This is a genomic window from Bacillus cereus group sp. BfR-BA-01522, assembly GCF_022662635.1.
Classification (GTDB): domain Bacteria; phylum Bacillota; class Bacilli; order Bacillales; family Bacillaceae_G; genus Bacillus_A; species Bacillus_A cytotoxicus.
Genome location: NZ_JAKUDY010000004.1, coordinates 178,551 through 195,885 on the forward strand (window position 1 = coordinate 178,551; position 17,335 = coordinate 195,885).

Sequence of the window (17,335 nt, forward strand, 5' to 3'; positions counted from 1 at the left end):
TCTTTTGCACATGAATAACTAAAATTAGAAGTTCATTACTTTTTTAGCAGCTTCAACAATATCTTTATGGTTTGGTAACCATACGCTCTCAGCTTGAGAGAATGGGAATACTGTATCAGCAGCTGCAACACGTAGAACTGGAGCTTCTAAGCTTAAGATTGCGCGGTCATTAATTTCCGCTACAACGTTTGCTGCAATACCAGCTTGTTTTTGAGCTTCTTGGACAACGATTGCACGGCCTGTTTTCTCAACAGATGCAATGATTGTTTCGATGTCTAATGGCTGAACTGTACGTAAGTCAACAACCTCTAAAGAGATACCTTCTTTTTCAAGCTCTTCAGCAGCTTTTAACGCAGCATGTACCATAGCACCGTACGCAAAAACAGATACATCTTTACCTTCGCGTTTTACCTCAGCTTTTCCTAATTCAATTGTGTATTCGCCTTCTGGTACTTCTTGGCGGAATGAACGATATAATTTCATATGCTCTAGGTAAATAACTGGATCGTTGTCACGAATCGCAGAAATTAAAAGACCTTTTGCATCGTATGGAGTAGATGGGATAACAACTTTTAAACCTGGTTGTTGTGCCACTAAACCTTCTAAGCTATCAGCGTGTAATTCTGGAGTATGAACGCCACCACCGAATGGAGAACGAACTGTGATTGGAGCATTCCAACGTCCACCAGAACGATAACGCATACGAGCCATTTGACCAGAGATTGAATCCATTACTTCGTAAACGAAACCGAAGAATTGAATTTCTGGAACTGGACGGAAGCCTTGAAGTGCTAAACCAATTGCAAGTCCACCAATACCAGATTCTGCAAGTGGAGTATCCATTACACGGTCTTCGCCAAATTCAGCTTGCAAGCCTTCAGTAGCACGGAATACACCGCCGTTTACACCAACGTCTTCACCAAAAACAAGTACGTTAGGATCATTTTTCATTTCAACGCGTAAAGCATCAGTGATTGCTTGAATCATTGTCATTTGAGCCATGGCTTACTTCGACTCCTTTTCTTTGTAAATTTCATATTGTTCAGCTAAGTTGTAAGGCATTTCTTCGTACATGATTTCCATTAAATCAGTTACTTTTTGTTTTGGAGCTTGGTCAGCCTTAGCAATAGCTTGTTTGATATCTTCTTTTGCTTCTTCGATTACTTTTTCTTCTTCTTCTTGAGACCATAGGCCTTTATTTTCTAAGAATGCACGGAAGCGTACGATTGGGTCTTTTTGTTCCCATTCATTTTCGATATCTTTTGTGCGGTAACGAGTTGGGTCATCACCAGCCATTGTATGTGGACCATAACGGAATGTTAAAGTCTCGATTAAAGTAGGACCTTCACCATTTACTGCGCGCTCACGAGCAAAAGCAGTTGCTGCGTATACAGCTAATGGGTCCATACCGTCTACTTGAATTCCATAAATACCTGCTGCTACTGCTTTTTGAGCTACAGTTTTTGCTGCAGATTGTTTTTCTACTGGAGTAGAGATTGCATAACGGTTGTTTTGAACAACAAAGATTGCTGGAGCTTTGAACGCACCTGCAAAGTTCATACCTTCATAGAAGTCACCTTGAGATGCACCGCCATCACCAGTGTAAGTAATTGCAACAGATTTTTTACCACGTAATTTCATACCTAACGCAACACCAGCAGTTTGGATAATTTGCGCACCGATAATAATTTGTGGAGGAAGTGCATTTACATTCTCTGGCATTTGGTTACCCATGAAATGTCCACGAGAGAATAAGAATGCTTGGTATAATGGTAGACCGTGCCATACTAATTGTGGAACGTCACGATATCCCGGTAAAATAAAGTCTTCTGCTTCAAGTGCAAAATGACTCGCTAATTGAGAAGCTTCTTGTCCAGCTGTTGGTGCATAGAAACCTAAACGTCCTTGACGGTTTAAAGAAATAGAACGTTGATCTAGTACGCGAGTATACACCATGCGGCGCATTAATTCTTTTAATTGATCATCAGTTAAATTAGGCATTGCTGCTTCATTCACAACTTCGCCTTTTTCATTTAAAATTTGTAATGTTTCAAATTGAGCTGCGATAGCTTTCATTTGCTCATCAACATTAAATAGGGTCTTTTTTGTTTTAGTACCCATTCCGTTCACCTCTTCCTCTCTTGAACCATATTCTGAAACGCTTTCACTAGCATACATCTAGAAAGAAAACGCAATCATGTAAACCGATAGGAATCCTTATCGGCTGAGAATAAATTTGTGTACCTAACAATCTGTACTAATATTTTTTTAGAAGCATATTAATACAATCTTGATTACGTTTTTTAGTTTACAACTATTCTAATCACGATGTCAATTACTTTAATTACGATTTTTTATGAATCACATTGAAGGTTTCGCCATATATACATGTTTTTATTTTCACATCTGTATTAGTAAGCATAAACCTACTGTTATATTATTCCCTGTTTCACTTGTTCTTGACCCTAGAATAATATGTAAACGATGTAATTCTCTTTAGTTTTTCTCTCTTTACAACAAAAATATGCAACCACTTCTTCCTTTTCTAGGTAAATGCCCATACATTTCCCTCTACTCTCCCATACATTATAAGTAACCGCAATATTAGCGGAAAATGATAAAGGAGGTCATATATATGTACGGATACACATATTGTTATCCAACTTGCTCATACCCTTCTTACGGCTACGGCGGTTCTTGCGGCGGATCTGGACGCGGTTTTGCTTTAATCGTTGTATTGTTTATCCTTTTAATTATCGTTGGTGCTGCTTGTATTCGTTAATGTAAGACACAACAACTATGAAAAAGAGGTGTCCCAAAAGTCAGTGAAACGTGACTTTTGGGGCCTTTTTTCCTTCAAGGAATTGAAGTTTTGAACAAGACACTCTGTTCGCAATGTACTACATATGCTTTACCATGACTTTTTTTATTTCCTTTGGTAGACTTAAGGAGAAAGGAGAGATTACAATGCTTACAATGAACGATGTAATTCGTGAAGGAAATCCGATTCTCAGAACAGTAGCAGAAGAAGTACAGCTGCCAGCTAGCGAAGAAGATACACAGACACTAAAAGAAATGATTGAGTTTGTCATAAACAGTCAAAACCCGGAAATGGTTGAAAAATATAATTTGCGCCCAGGGATTGGATTAGCGGCTCCACAAATTGGTATTTCGAAAAGAATGATTGCGATTCATGTTACGGATGCAAATGAAACATTATATAGCTATGCATTGTTCAATCCAAAAATCATTAGTCATTCCGTTGAACGTACATACTTACCAGCTGGCGAAGGGTGTTTATCTGTTGATCGTGAAGTACCTGGATATGTTCCTCGCTATGCAAGAATTACAGTGAAAGCAACAACTGTTGATGGAGAAGAAGTAAAATTACGGTTAAAAGGCTTACCAGCGATTGTCTTCCAACATGAAATCGATCATTTAAATGGCGTCATGTTCTATGATCATATTAATCAAGATAATCCATTTGCTGTTCCTGAAAACGCAAAACCTCTTGAACGCTAAAAAGCAGAAGCTACGCTTCTGCTTTTTCATTCTTATCCAATCGTTCTCTATGAAACAGTTTTTATCTCTATTTTAAATTAAACCAGCCCACTGTAACCCATGATGAATCCCGCCTTCACTCACATCTTTTGTTACATAATTTGCAAGTTTCTTCAGCTCTTCATGACCATTTCCCATTACAATTCCTGTTCCAACTGCTTCAATCATTTCTAAATCATTCAGTCCATCCCCAAAAGCATACACTTGTTCTCTCTGAAATCCTAATTTCTCAATAAACTTTTCGATTCCTTTTGCTTTTGAACCTCCATTAGGAATAATATCCATTGAATATGCGTGCCAACGAATAAAATGAAAATCTGGATAATCATGAATAAACTTTTCTTCTTCACCTGCTTGGCAGAAAACAAGCGTTTGATAAATATCACGATTTTCATGAAAATTAGGCTCATATACTGGGTGTTCAAATTGCAAACTCCCAAAACCTTCTTTTACATAATCATGATATTCTACCGTTGCTTTCATATCTTGATCGTCTAAATAAACAAGTGGATACCCTTCTTGTTTTGCAAATGTTGTAAATTTACGAAGCGTTTCTGAGCGTAGTGGATTTTTAAAGATGACCTCATCCTCAAATACAACATATTGACCATTAAAACTAACATAATTATGAATATTGAGCTCATGACGGATATCTTCAAACATAAACGGAGCACGTCCCGTTGCAATTGCTACATGGACTCCCTTTTCTTGTAAAGTACGCACTGCTTCTCTTGTAGATTGCGGAATTTTTTTATCATGATCTAACAATGTTCCATCAATATCAAAAAAGACAATTTTATCATTCATTTATCAAAACCCTTTCCACTTCTTATATACTTCTAACTTTACTATCACTTTTAAAATACTAAAAAAAAGTATAACATATTAACCATCTTTAAAGTAAGCATTCGTTTCCTAACTTTATCCCTGTCATACATATATATTAATGAGAACGAGTATCGAGGTTTTTCTAAATGAATTTTCTTTTCTCATCTTTCTCATACTATACACATAACGAGTGAAATGACTGTCAATCATGACGTACTATTCAAGCTAGCACTTAAACGAGAAACGATGAATAAGATAATGTAAGAAAACCCGATGAATATATGTGTATGTTTTACAATAAGGAAAGGAAGGAGCAGCTATGCTAAAAAAATTGAAGAAAAAGCTAAAACGCTATTTAAATGATTTAGTACGAAAAAAAACAATGGCTTAAATCATGCCCATTTCGGGCTTTTTCTTCATTCCCATTCGAAAAAACATGAAAAACATGACTATTTGCTTTATAATAGGTAATAGATTATGCAAAACATAGACAAGGAGAGGTTTTTCCAATGATTTTTAAAGTATTTTATCAAGAAAAAATGACTGAGGTTCCAGTACGTGAAAATACAAAAGTTCTATATTTAGAGGCTGACTCTGAAAGAGACGTTCGTGCAAAATTAAAAAAGTTCGCATATAACATTGAGTTTGTTCAGTCAGTGACTGGCGCTCATCTTGAATACGAAAAGCAAAATGCTGATTTAAAACTAACGGAGATTGTATAATTTATGAAATTTCTAAAAAACGATCAGGTTGCCGTATTCGCTCTTGGTGGACTGGGCGAAATCGGCAAAAATACATATGCTGTTCAATTTCAAGATGAAATTATTATAATTGATGCTGGAATTAAATTTCCAGAAGACGAACTTCTCGGGATCGACTATGTGATCCCTGATTACACTTATTTTGTACGAAACGAAGATAAAATTAAGGGCGTCTTCATCACACATGGTCATGAAGATCATATCGGTGGAATCCCTTACTTATTACGCCAAGTAAATGTTCCAATTTACGGAGGGAAATTAGCGATTGCCCTAATTAAAAATAAATTAGAAGAGCACGGTTTACTTCGTAAAGCAAAACTTTACGAAATTCAAGAAGATGATGTAATTAAATTTAAAAAAACGTCTGTTTCCTTCTTCCGTACAACACATAGCATTCCAGATTCATTTGGCGTTGTTGTGAAAACACCACAGGGGCAAATTGTTCATACGGGAGACTTTAAATTTGATTTCACACCAGTTGGTGAGCCAGCAAATTTAACGAAAATGGCTGAAATCGGTAAAGATGGTGTACTTTGCCTATTATCCGATAGCACAAATAGCGAAGTTCCTAACTTTACAATGTCTGAACGTCGCGTTGGTGATAGCATTCAAGATATTTTCCGCAAAGTAGAAGGACGTATTATTTTTGCTACTTTCGCATCTAATATCCACCGTTTACAACAAGTTGTCGAAGCTGCTGTTGAAAACAATCGCAAGGTAGCTGTATTCGGTCGAAGTATGGAAGCTGCCATTCAAATCGGACAAGACCTTGGTTATATTCGTTGTCCAAAAGATACATTCGTCGATGCAGCTCAAATCAATAAACTACCTGCTAACCAAATTGTTATTTTATGCACAGGTAGTCAAGGTGAACCAATGGCGGCACTTTCTCGCATTGCCAACGGCACACATCGTCAAATCCAAATTATTCCTGGGGATACGGTTGTATTTTCTTCTTCTCCTATTCCAGGAAATACAGTTAGTGTAAGCCGTACAATCAACATGTTATACCGTGCTGGTGCTGAGGTCATCCATGGTAAACTTACCAATATTCATACGAGCGGACACGGCGGACAAGAAGAACAAAAACTTATGTTACGTCTCATTAAACCGAAATATTTCATGCCTATTCACGGTGAATATCGTATGCAACGCATGCATATGAGCTTAGCAAATGATTGTGGTATTCCTGAAGAAAATTGTTTTATCATGGACAATGGTGATGTACTCGCCTTGCGTTCAGATGAAGCAAATATTGCTGGAAAAATCCCATCAGGGTCTGTTTATATTGATGGAAATGGAATTGGCGACATCGGAAATATCGTATTACGTGACCGTCGTATTCTTTCAGAAGAAGGACTTGTAATCGTCGTTGTCAGCATTGATATGAAAGAATTTAAAATTGCCGCAGGGCCTGACATTATCTCTCGTGGATTCGTTTATATGCGTGAAAGTAGCGATTTAATTAATGACGCACAAACATTAATTACAACACATCTAGAAAAGGTGATGGAACGAAAGACAACACAATGGTCTGAAATTAAAAATGAAATTACAGATACATTAGCTCCATTCCTATATGAAAAGACGAAGCGCCGTCCAATGATTTTACCAATCATTATGGAAATATAAAAAACATGTTCCAACAGAAATAGTCTTATTTTAATGGAACATATCATAAGAGTGAAAAGACCAATTTGTATAGCAAATTGGTCTTTCTTCATTTATGTTAAAATGATAACAATCCAATGAAACAGTCACTACAAAAAAAGAGTCTATCACCTATATAGAGGTGATAGACTCTTTTTATTATACAGTGGATTTTTTCGTGACCTTATCTACAGCCAAACCTTTTTTCATACGATTCTTTCTATCGTAAGAAATGCTTGAAACGATCTACTTCGTCATCATGGCCAATCACAATTAAAATATCCCCAGACTGGATATTTTCAGTAGCTCGCGGCGAGACAATCACTTCTTTACCTCGTTTTATCGCTACGATATTCAAGCCAAATTTCGCACGAATATCCAGTTCGATTAACGAATGACCATCGATTTTTTTATTAGCAATTATTTCTACAATACTATGTTCATCTGAAAGCTCTAAATAATCTAATACGTTGCTAGAAGCAATATTATTTGCAATACGTTTTCCCATATCACGCTCAGGATGAACAATATGATCTGCCCCTATTTTACTTAATACTTTTTCATGATAATCATTCTGAGCTTTTACAGTAATATTTTTTACTCCTAATTCTTTTAAAATAAGTGTTGTTAAAATACTAGCATTTAAGTTGTCTCCAATTGCTACAACAACGTGATCAAAGTTGCGGATACCAAGACTTTTTAAGACCATTTCATCTGTGGAATCTGCAATTACTGCATGGGACGCAATATTTGCAAATTCATTAATTTTATCTTCATCTAAGTCAATGGCCATTACTTCCATACCTAGTTGTGCTAATTCACGGCAAATGCTGCCTCCAAAACGTCCAAGTCCAATGACAGCAAACTCTTTCTCTTTTTCACTCACACGAATTCCTCCAATAACATCAAATCCAACTTCATTTTATTGTAGCATACTTTATTTTCACTAGCGAACCTTGCCCACTACTACTGCTTTTGTATGTAAAAATATTGTTGTACATACAATGAAATACTACAGACTAGCATTCCAAATACAAAAATATTCCCAAACGAACTAAACGTTTGAAAAACGAATACTAATGTTTCTTGACCAAAAAATGCAAACAACAGTTGCGCAAAAGCAAATAAAAGTGCCCACATATAGTGATGTTGATGAAATAAATAATGTGTCGCTCCTAAAAAAGCCAAAAAGGAAATGATAAATATCCACCATGTTCCGAAAAATAGTTGCCATCCTTCAAAATGATGACCGTTCATAATTACTGCAATAACCACTATTACAAACATTGTTGGCACACTCCAAAATAGTGCTCTCCTTCTAAAAAAGCGAACACCCTTTTGATCCCCTTTTTCATTTGCACAGTACGTCAAAAACGCAGTGCTTATATATAAAACAGAGAGAATTGTTAAAACAATAATTAACCAAAAATGAAGCTGGTAATATTCATGTTCTATATTTGTAACGATAGCAGCAAGCATACATGGAATAAACATCCCTGTCCAACCATCAATTTTCTGTTCATTCCAAAACACAGCATTCCCAATTCGAACCCCTAACAGCATAAAAATAATAATACCGATTCCAAATAAAGTTGCCTTATTTCCGACGAAACTTGTTGAAAACGCAACTAATCCAATAAATAAAAAAAGAACAAAGCCATTCATAATTTCTAGTACAGGGGATAAGTATTTCTTCACCCACTGGTATGTTTCTTTATATTCAACTTTATTAGCTAAGCGATATGCGTAAAAGCTGATACCGAAATATATCGCAGCAATAATAACGTATGTATACAGAAAGAAACATAATATTGCACTACTGATTTGCACCTGACTCCCCACCCTTTTTCAATGTATCACATTGATTTTACACACGTTTTATATAAAAAGTAAAGTAAAGCAAAACATATCGCTTCTTTGCTAACTAATATACCGAATTTACTCCCATTCTAATTTTTCATAGAACATATTTTTAAAATCCTTTATCTACTTCACCGAGGATCGCTCTTTAAAATCGTGCCGTAAAAAAAGAACAGGTCTACCTCCTGTTCCCTTTCCATTTGACATATTGATTTAAAAATTCAATTGCTCGATCAATTGCCGCTTCATTTGGCTTTAGTTTCGCATGATGCAAACCATATTCAGAATCGACACCAAGCCAAAACATAAATCCTGGAATATCGCGAAGCATGTATCCGAAATCTTCTCCCGTCATAGCCTCCTTGCAAGTAACCACATTCATATTCGTATCTTTTAAAGCGAACTCCATAAATTCTTTTGTTAATGCTTCATGATTATATACTTGATGATACATTGCACCATAATCAATAACCGCCTCACATTGGAATGCAGCCTCAATCCCAGCAACAATCGCTTCGATTCTATCTTTCACTCGCTTCATTGATTCAACAGATAATGTTCGAATTGTCCCCTCTAAACGCGACTTTTCTGCAATTATATTTTGAACGGTTCCACCTGTAATTTTACCAATTGTAATCACTGCACTATCCAATGGATTCACATTACGACTAATTACAGATTGAAGCTGGGTCACAAGATGACTAGCTGCAACAATCATATCATTCGCCATATGTGGGTATGCCGCATGTCCACCTTTTCCCTTTAAATCAATATACAATTCGGATGTATTTGCAAAGAGTAACCCTTCTTTTGTAGCAATCGTTCCGACTGGATATTCTGGTGCAATATGAAGCCCAAGAATCATATTTGGTTTCCATTCTTTTAATTCTTCGCTTTCTAACATAGGAAGTGCTCCGCCAGGCCCTTCTTCAGCAGGTTGGAATAGAAAAACAAGGTCATCATCTATTCTGTCATTTACAGTGGCGGTAAGCAATCCTAAACCAATTGTAGTATGAAAATCATGACCGCACGCATGCATCATTCCTTCATGAGTCGAAGCGAATTCATATCCTGTTTCCTCTACAATTGGCAAACCATCCATATCCGCGCGGTAACCAATTGTTTTTAACGGATTCTTTCCCTTGACTTTAACGATAACCCCTGTTTTCCATGTCTTTACTTCAATATGTTCGTTAGGAAGCGTCTCAATATAATTTAAAATATATTGCTGTGTTTTCCACTCTTGAAATCCTAATTCAGGAATTTGATGTAAATCCCTACGGATTTGTACAAATTTACTGATTGTCATGTCTACACCGCCATTTATAAAAAGCGTAAGGGCCTCTTCATTCCCTTACGCTTTTTGCTTTTTTATTTTTCTGGGTTTAATTGACGAAGCTCTTGCTTAATTTCTGTTTTTGCCTTTGTCTTCTCATCAATTTTTTTAATGACACGTGCTGGCGTCCCTGCAACTACTGTATATGGAGGTACATCTTCTGTTACAATCGCACCCGCTGCAACAACCGCACCTTTTCCTACTGTCACACCTTCTAAAACAACTACATTGGCACCAATTACAACATCATCTTCAACGATAACTGGTTTAGCAGAAGGTGGCTCAATAACACCTGCAAGAACTGCACCTGCACCTACGTGACAGTTTTTACCTACTGTTGCACGTCCGCCTAATACAGCATTCATATCAATCATAGAACCTTCACCGATTACAGCACCGATGTTAATTGTTGCATTCATCATAATAACCGCATTATCACCAATTTCGACATGGTCACGAATAATCGCACCTGGCTCAATACGAGCTTTAATACCTTTTAAATCAAGCATTGGAATTGCAGAATTACGACGGTCATTTTCCACAACATAATCTGCAATGTGCTTTTTATTTTCTTCAAGAATCACCTTAATTTCAGACCATTCTCCAAATAACACACCCGCTTTTTTGTTCACAAATGCTTGTACAGTTCCAGGGAATGTTACCTCTTTTAAATCCCCTTTTATGTATACCTTCACAGGAGTTTTCTTTTCACTTTTTTGAATAAATGAAATAATTTCATTTGCATCCATCATTTTCATGCTTGTTGCCTCCTAAATCCATTTATATTGTTACTCTATCAAACGAAAGAGCTAGTAGCAAGATAAGAATCTTATTTTTCCTTTTGAATTTCTTCCATAATTTCTAAAAATGCTTGCACTTGCTTTAATTGTCTAGCAGAATCACTTGTTAATAGCCAAGTTTCTCTTGTTAATTGTACAGGTGTTTTATATGTATTTGTCTTTACTTCTTTTAATACTGTAGAAGGCAACAAAGCATAGCCAATGCCATTTAAAACAAGTTGCTTACACGTTTCAATCTGATCTACAACGATTGTACGTTTAGGCGGATTCGAAAATAGCCCGTACCACCAATTTTGAATTTGTCCATAGTATGTTGAATCACTTTTAAATTGTATAAAAGGTCTATTTGTATCCTTCAGCATAGAAATATCTTTTATTTCTGTATCAACTAAGTATAATTCATCCTCAAATAATTGTTGTTTGTGCCCTTTATATTCTTGCGTTCCTCTTAAAATAGCAACATGGACGTCTCCTTCATAAAAATGCTTTTGCACTTCGCTACTCCAACCTGTAAAAAGCGAAATCTTCACAAAAGGATATTTTTGTACAAATTTTTTCAAAACAGGAGGTAACCAATATTGTCCAATTACAGAAGCAACAGCAATTTTCAATGTTCCATATGTCTCAGTGTGGTAGATTGCTAACTCACTCTTAATCGCTTCTTCTCTTTCTAACATCTCCTTCGCATAACTAGCTACTTTTTCCCCTTCTGGTGTAATTGTCAATCCCTTTTGCGAGCGAATAAAAAATTTCATTCCCCATTGTTTCTCCATAGATTGTAATCGTTGACTTAGTGCAGGCTGCGAAACAAATAAACGCTCTGCCGCTCTTCTCATATTGGATTCTTGCGCTAAGACAACCATCATTTGAAAATCATCGATTTGCAACTTTCTCCCTCTTTCCTTGTCCTACATATAAAACAAACATTAAGTCAATGGAGAATATCCAAGCTGACCTTTCTAACATAAAATCCCTATCGTATTGTCATTACATGACGAAACACTCATCTACCCTCAATATATATGCATTATGTTTATTAACATGCACAGTCTAACTTGTATTTTTCATGGTGAAATAAGTGTAAAGTTTGCTTACTCTTTCATCTTTATTTCTTTTTAAATATAATACATCATTAACAGAGATGCACGATAAAAAAGCGACTTCTTTTTTGTCTACGAAGTCGCTTGCCCTTCACTACCGATTATACTGCCTTACTTTCTTATTTAACAGCTTTAAAATAGCTCGTCGCGTTAAAATGCCTTCAAAGTACTCCTCATCATTTACAACACAAATAAAAGGATGATCAATCGTCATTCCTAATGCTTTCGTAAATGAATCATCTAACTTAAGAAATGGAATATCTCTTTTCATGACTTCTTCCACTTTCATATTCTCAAGTTTCTCAAATTCAATGCGCTCTAATCCTAAAATTCCATCTAAAATCATGGCAGTACTAATGAGCCCATGCAATTTATACATCGGATCTAACACAGGAATTGCAGAATATCCGGACTTCACTAAAACAAGTAACGCATGCTCTAAACTGTTACCAATTTGAACGTGTGCTACCTTTTCTGATGAAATCATTAAATCCTTTACAAGAACTTGTTGAAACTCATCTTTCGGAATACTAATCATTTTACATCCCCCATTTTTATCCCTTTTTCCTGTTCATAACACTTTCCCGTACAGCCTGAAAAACCTTCTATTTCCTTTTTTATCCTGCTATTTTAGGACAGTTAAGATTCCCACTTCAAGATTCAGAGAGAAGCAAAGAAGATAGGTGGGAGTAGGGCTGCCCGTAACATCCTGATTGGTGATGGCTCATAATCAATCGGGATGAAGAAAATCCCTCCTACTGATTAAAGTTTCACTTTATTTCCCACTGTTATTTACATATCATGACAGCGTTTTCACATCATTATGTTATCCGTATCGAATTCCTATAAAATATAATATACATACACCATTTTATCATAGAACTCAAAAAAAAAACTACCTTTCTGGTAGTCCTTAATAACCTTCATTTTTTAATCTATAAAATAACCTTGCGATTCTTTTATATTGGGAAATATTTGTTTTCTTAAGACCGCTTTCAATATCTGACAGCTCAACAGCTAAAATTTCACTTGCATAATTTTGTTGAAATAAAACTTCTAACAGTAACTCTTTTTCTTCATTTGTTAACCCGAATTCTTTTCGCATGTACTCCTCTCCTTACAATCATTTCCTTTTGTTTATTATATAAAATATTTATTTAATTTAATAGACAAAAAAATCATTTTTATTTTGTATATCGATTTGCATAACTAAAGGCCGCATAAGAATCTGGTTTGATTTTAGCGGTCAATCCCATCTCTCTTATTTTTCTTGTCATATCAGAAATAAATTCTTTCGTTAACCCATCATTTCCTATATCCAAGTGAATTTCCATTACAAAACCAGCACCTTCATGAGCATAAGGATGCAATAAATCCCAGATTTTCTGCATCCGTTCCGCTGTAAATAAACATGCAATCTCTTGGCTTAGCTGTGTCTCTAAATATATTTTTTCGCGTAATGTTGGTAATTTTTGATGTATAGCTTTATAGTGCAAGCATCCCCATGCTCCCTTACCAACACGATGAATATGTATCGCTGTCACAAAACGAGTTTCCTTTTGATGTGCTTGTGAATCAGTTCCAATTGATAACCGGTATAAATTCCTCGGATCTCTTTTAATAAAATGACAAATACGAGTAAACACTGTTTCAAAGTCCATGTATCTTTCGGATACATTATAAAATTTATGCTCCCCGTCCATATAGTCACGCCCCCCAATTAGACAGACTTTTTCGTCATTTTATTATATGGGACAAAAATAAAAAATATAACGCTTCTATCCGTACTCGTCTCAATATTTCTTCTAATGCATTGACACGATGAACATGTGTATCTTATAGTCGCCGACGAAGAGGATTGAACGGACGAAGAAGAACGCGTCTCGTTATTAATAGAGAATATTTATGCTTACTTAGGATTTATTGAAAGTAGAGCGATATATGAAATGTATCCTGACGCTAAGGGACGACAATTTGTTATTAGCGTACACGGAAAATATCGTTGTACTGAACACGGTGAAAATTTTTTTTTGAAAAGACCAAGGAAATAGTTACGAAATCTAGATGCAGTTTCCAATATATATATAAGACCCATGAAGAAGGGGAAAATGTAGCGGAATAAAACACAAAGAAAAACACCTTATCATAAGGATTAGCGTTCTTCTTTTACTGTAAATGTATTTAAATTTCTTTTGCTACAATTCCTCCACCGTTTTCATACGCATTAGAATGCGAACCCCCATCGCCTCGATTCATTACTTGTGGAGTAAACATATTTAAACTAACTGTTAAAATACACGCAATTGCTAATCCTGCTATGATTGTACTAATTTTGGAATCTATTTCTTCTTTTCATGATTTTGATTGAATAAAATCTTGTTTTGACATTAATTATACTAACTATCTAATGAGTATTTAATTTGTTCTTTAGTCACTATATACACGCTCATAATAATCCATCTTTTTTTCTAAACATTAACATAATTCTATATATCACCTATCTTTCTCCTTTTAAAACTATTTGAAAAACAATTATCAGAATATTTTCTTGGGAGTAAAAACAAAAAAACAGCCTTCCGTTGGCCATAACCATCAACTTAAGAAAATGAATAAATGGATTAGATTCTAATGGCTTTCTAAAAGAAATGCCATATGAAGTTCTGTTCGAGTATGCCCAAAATACAGGAGTGTATTCAAAGGTTGTAAAAAAAAGTGCCTCCGATGCTTTTAGCATCGGAGGCACTTCTCTAAAGTTGATGGCTATGCCCCTTGGCGATACCTTTTTATATGTATCAAGAAATGATATCGTAAATCTCAATCGCAACCATATCAATGTTATCAAATTGATATACTTGTGGTTTTTCACCTTGTTGATACACTTCTAGCTCATACATTTCACTTTTATCAAAAAATTTCACGCTACATTTGCGTTCACCGTTCACTTCGAAATAGCGTTGTGCTACTTCACCGCTTTCAGCTTGTTCTTGTAGACTAACAAGTCGAGTTAAAATTCCTTGGAGTAGAGACATGAAATCTCTCCTTTCTCTAATCTTCCTATCAATTATGTTTTACAGCTATATTCATTCTATCCGTCATAACAGAAAAAATGTCCCACACTCTAGGATAAAGGTTATTAGCAAGAAACTCAACTAAAATTTGTCGAAATAAGAGGTAAAAAGCAGAAAGAATATCTTTTGTCTTCTTTGTTGCGGTTTTTTAAACTGGAGAATATAATAAAAAACAGAAAATAGGAGGAATCATTATGAAAAAAGTCGAGGTCTATACTCAAACTGATTGCCCACCATGCGCAATTGTAAAAGAATTTTTAAAACATAATAACATAACATTTGAAGAATTTAACATAAAAAAGGATGCAGCTGCTCGTGATCGTTTATTATATGATTACGATTCCTACTCAACACCTACTGTTGTTGTCGATGGAGAAGTAGTCGCTGGCTTTCAAATTGAGAAATTACAACAGTTATTAAACATAGAACAGGAATAGGCAACATGCACTATTCCTGTTCTTTTAACTCTTGTGATTTTGTTATTTCTGTCAAAAGTTCCTGACTTTCATGGTAGCCAGCTAACTTCCATCTTCCATCATCCTTTTGTAACGTAACAATTTGATATTGCTTATTTTTTCCGCGCTCATATACATATAAAAGACGGTACTCTTCATTATAAGCTAGTTTTGTTTGAGAAGAAAAACTAAACGGAGCTTCTTTTGTAGGAAGTAAATATTCACCACTTTGTTTGTCATGATTACTATTTTCATCCGTAAATACTTGTAAGAAGTTATTTGTAAAATATGGTGACAGTACTTCATACATTTTTTCCATTGATAAATGTTTTCCACGAATCGAAAATTGTGCTTCATATCCTTTTTGAATTGTTGTAAATATTTCTTTTTGATTTACTTTTACTTCTTCTTTCCCAAGAACCGTTGTAACACTATACCCAACTAGAAAGGCAACACACAAAAATAGAACAAACCATATTCCATATTTCCTCATTCTCTCACCTTCCTTTACAAGAGCTTGTCTCTGTAGTATTCATTGTAACAATGATTATGCAAAGAAAGTGATGATTTCGTTCGTAAAATCTTTACAATGATAGACAGCATTTTCATCACCATTTTCACTATTACCAATTTATGATAAAAACAAACAAAAAATGCACGAATTGCTTCGTGCATTAAAATAAAACATCTTCTTCATATAAAAATTCATACGATAAATCAATAAATAAGAAATGTTCGTCGTCAATCGGAAAGGAAAATGTTCGCACCATTTCTCCTGTTTCAATATCTGCATATAAATCGGAAAGTCTCGCTTTATTCTCAAATCGCATTTTCATTATATTTTCTAAAAAGTATGGGCGCCAACTCCAATTTTTCATATAATATTCAGGCATAACAATCCATTCCTCATCTTTTTTCATAACGTTTCCTGATTGCTGAAAACCATCTTCATTGCAGATAAAGATCCGGAAGCTAAAATGTGATACATGTTGACTAAAATGTAATAGCCACTCATTCACATTTCCATTCTTTTTTTGCTTTAATAAAATATTTCCAACTTGCTCACGCAACGTTTCGGTGAGCTGATAAATCTTTTGTAACTTCTTCTTTTCCTGTTGAATAAATTGATGACACTCATTACCAAGACGTTCTTTCAAAATAGTTGCTTCAATAAAATCTGGCAAACACTCTTTCAAATAATCCCCTTGATAATATCTTCCTCCATTTTTCCATGCATATTGCAGTTGGTAAAACGCATCAATTTCTTCATATAATAAAGTTGCACCAATTCTTCTTGCAAGTAGGGATAGAGAGTACAAAATATCTTGGTATGATTGTAAAAGGGCTGTTTGTCTTAAATTTGTTAAATCTATTTTTAAAATATCAGGTGCTAACACACTAATTCGTTCCAAATTACTCATACCTGTCCCTACTTTATTGATTGCAATTCGAATGCCATATGTACGATAATACATTAACAAATGATTAAATTGTTCAATGTCTTCCTTACACTCATGCTCCGTTATTTCTAAAACAATATTACTTAAGTTTAATCCTTTTTTTTCGTACATCAATAAAAGCTGTAGTAAACTTTCTTCCTCATCATTCATTAGTACATTTACATTTCGGTGTATAAACAATAAAAAAGATTGATCTGTTTTTAAATATCGATTTAAAGCTTTTGCCACAATATTATTATCTACTTCAAGCTGAAACTCACTTGGAACAGAATCATCATGAAAGAAAGAAGACAGGCTTTGTATCCCTTCTTCTGTTTGGATACGTCCTACTACTTCATATCCAACTACTGTATGTTCATCAGCACTAAAAATAGCTTGATAATAAGGAAGGACTTTATCCAAATTACTCATTACATCTAATGCATCTATCAAACTGCTTCCCTCCCTTTACTTTTC

General features: G+C 35.1%; 19 protein-coding genes and 1 pseudogene. 6 read left to right on the forward strand and 14 right to left on the reverse strand.

Annotated elements, in window-relative coordinates; translation table 11 throughout:
* Positions 1-24: 24 nt before the first annotated feature.
* Entirely contained in the window at positions 25-1,002 is a 978-nt protein-coding gene (gene pdhB, locus MR059_RS07935; protein WP_012095130.1) for a pyruvate dehydrogenase complex E1 component subunit beta, read from the reverse strand.
* A gap of 3 nt (positions 1,003-1,005) precedes the next feature.
* On the reverse strand, positions 1,006-2,121 hold the full coding sequence (gene pdhA, locus MR059_RS07940; RefSeq protein ID WP_012095131.1) for a pyruvate dehydrogenase E1 component subunit alpha: 1,116 nt from the start codon (positions 2,119-2,121) through the stop codon (positions 1,006-1,008).
* A gap of 514 nt (positions 2,122-2,635) precedes the next feature.
* Here pdhA and MR059_RS07945 point away from each other — a divergent pair.
* Both MR059_RS07945 and def read left to right on the forward strand, forming a co-directional pair.
* Positions 2,636-2,782 carry a YjcZ family sporulation protein gene (locus MR059_RS07945; protein WP_000274566.1) on the forward strand — a complete coding sequence of 49 codons (147 nt, stop codon included), beginning with the start codon at positions 2,636-2,638 and terminating at the stop codon, positions 2,780-2,782.
* 185 nt (positions 2,783-2,967) lie between these two features.
* The gene (def, locus tag MR059_RS07950) at positions 2,968-3,522 is read left to right on the forward strand and encodes a peptide deformylase (protein ID WP_048721844.1); all 555 of its coding nucleotides are present in this window, start codon (positions 2,968-2,970) and stop codon (positions 3,520-3,522) included.
* A 72-nt stretch (positions 3,523-3,594) separates the two neighbouring features.
* Here def and MR059_RS07955 read toward each other — a convergent pair whose 3' ends face one another.
* Entirely contained in the window at positions 3,595-4,368 is a 774-nt protein-coding gene (locus MR059_RS07955; protein WP_012095133.1) for a Cof-type HAD-IIB family hydrolase, read from the reverse strand.
* A gap of 530 nt (positions 4,369-4,898) precedes the next feature.
* Here MR059_RS07955 and MR059_RS07960 point away from each other — a divergent pair.
* Both MR059_RS07960 and rnjA read left to right on the forward strand, forming a co-directional pair.
* A complete protein-coding gene (locus MR059_RS07960) occupies positions 4,899-5,111 on the forward strand; it encodes a DNA-dependent RNA polymerase subunit epsilon (protein ID WP_012095134.1) in 213 nt (70 codons plus the stop codon).
* A gap of 3 nt (positions 5,112-5,114) precedes the next feature.
* On the forward strand, positions 5,115-6,782 hold the full coding sequence (gene rnjA / locus MR059_RS07965) for a ribonuclease J1 (RefSeq protein WP_012095135.1): 1,668 nt from the start codon (positions 5,115-5,117) through the stop codon (positions 6,780-6,782).
* Between the two features lie 238 nt (positions 6,783-7,020).
* On the opposite strand, the gene MR059_RS07970 is transcribed toward rnjA, so the two are convergent.
* The 8 genes from MR059_RS07970 to MR059_RS08005 all read right to left on the reverse strand — a co-directional run bounded on the left by MR059_RS07970 (position 7,021) and on the right by MR059_RS08005 (position 13,599).
* Entirely contained in the window at positions 7,021-7,686 is a 666-nt protein-coding gene (locus tag MR059_RS07970; RefSeq protein WP_012095136.1) for a potassium channel family protein, read from the reverse strand.
* A gap of 80 nt (positions 7,687-7,766) precedes the next feature.
* A complete protein-coding gene (locus MR059_RS07975) occupies positions 7,767-8,630 on the reverse strand; it encodes a cytochrome c oxidase assembly protein (protein ID WP_012095137.1) in 864 nt (287 codons plus the stop codon).
* A gap of 208 nt (positions 8,631-8,838) precedes the next feature.
* Positions 8,839-9,969 carry an N-acetyldiaminopimelate deacetylase gene (locus tag MR059_RS07980; protein WP_242161694.1) on the reverse strand — a complete coding sequence of 377 codons (1,131 nt, stop codon included), beginning with the start codon at positions 9,967-9,969 and terminating at the stop codon, positions 8,839-8,841.
* A 62-nt stretch (positions 9,970-10,031) separates the two neighbouring features.
* Entirely contained in the window at positions 10,032-10,754 is a 723-nt protein-coding gene (dapD, locus tag MR059_RS07985) for a 2,3,4,5-tetrahydropyridine-2,6-dicarboxylate N-acetyltransferase (RefSeq protein ID WP_012095140.1), read from the reverse strand.
* 71 nt (positions 10,755-10,825) lie between these two features.
* Complete coding sequence (locus MR059_RS07990) at positions 10,826-11,683, reverse strand: LysR family transcriptional regulator (RefSeq protein ID WP_242161695.1); 858 nt, start codon at positions 11,681-11,683, stop codon at positions 10,826-10,828.
* A 307-nt stretch (positions 11,684-11,990) separates the two neighbouring features.
* The gene (cbpB, locus tag MR059_RS07995; protein WP_012095142.1) at positions 11,991-12,434 is read right to left on the reverse strand and encodes a cyclic-di-AMP-binding protein CbpB; all 444 of its coding nucleotides are present in this window, start codon (positions 12,432-12,434) and stop codon (positions 11,991-11,993) included.
* Between the two features lie 375 nt (positions 12,435-12,809).
* Positions 12,810-13,001, reverse strand: a complete 192-nt coding sequence (abbA, locus tag MR059_RS08000) for an antirepressor AbbA (protein ID WP_012095143.1) — start codon at positions 12,999-13,001, stop codon at positions 12,810-12,812.
* A 79-nt stretch (positions 13,002-13,080) separates the two neighbouring features.
* On the reverse strand, positions 13,081-13,599 hold the full coding sequence (locus MR059_RS08005; RefSeq protein ID WP_012095144.1) for a ribonuclease H-like YkuK family protein: 519 nt from the start codon (positions 13,597-13,599) through the stop codon (positions 13,081-13,083).
* Between the two features lie 174 nt (positions 13,600-13,773).
* Here MR059_RS08005 and MR059_RS21985 point away from each other — a divergent pair.
* Positions 13,774-13,947 (forward strand): annotated as a pseudogene (locus MR059_RS21985) (DUF6572 domain-containing protein); the annotation flags it as partial.
* A 741-nt stretch (positions 13,948-14,688) separates the two neighbouring features.
* Here the strand turns inward: MR059_RS21985 and MR059_RS08010 are convergent.
* Positions 14,689-14,925 carry a YkuJ family protein gene (locus MR059_RS08010; RefSeq protein ID WP_000055151.1) on the reverse strand — a complete coding sequence of 79 codons (237 nt, stop codon included), beginning with the start codon at positions 14,923-14,925 and terminating at the stop codon, positions 14,689-14,691.
* Between the two features lie 233 nt (positions 14,926-15,158).
* Here MR059_RS08010 and MR059_RS08015 point away from each other — a divergent pair, with 233 nt between their 5' ends.
* The gene (locus tag MR059_RS08015) at positions 15,159-15,401 is read left to right on the forward strand and encodes a glutaredoxin family protein (RefSeq protein ID WP_012095146.1); all 243 of its coding nucleotides are present in this window, start codon (positions 15,159-15,161) and stop codon (positions 15,399-15,401) included.
* A 10-nt stretch (positions 15,402-15,411) separates the two neighbouring features.
* Here the strand turns inward: MR059_RS08015 and MR059_RS08020 are convergent, their stop codons facing one another.
* Together MR059_RS08020 and MR059_RS08025 are read right to left on the reverse strand one after the other, a co-directional pair.
* Entirely contained in the window at positions 15,412-15,912 is a 501-nt protein-coding gene (locus MR059_RS08020) for a DUF3993 domain-containing protein (protein ID WP_012095147.1), read from the reverse strand.
* Positions 15,913-16,093: 181 nt separating this feature from the next.
* A complete protein-coding gene (locus MR059_RS08025; protein WP_012095148.1) occupies positions 16,094-17,311 on the reverse strand; it encodes an EAL domain-containing protein in 1,218 nt (405 codons plus the stop codon).
* Positions 17,312-17,335 lie beyond the last annotated feature (24 nt).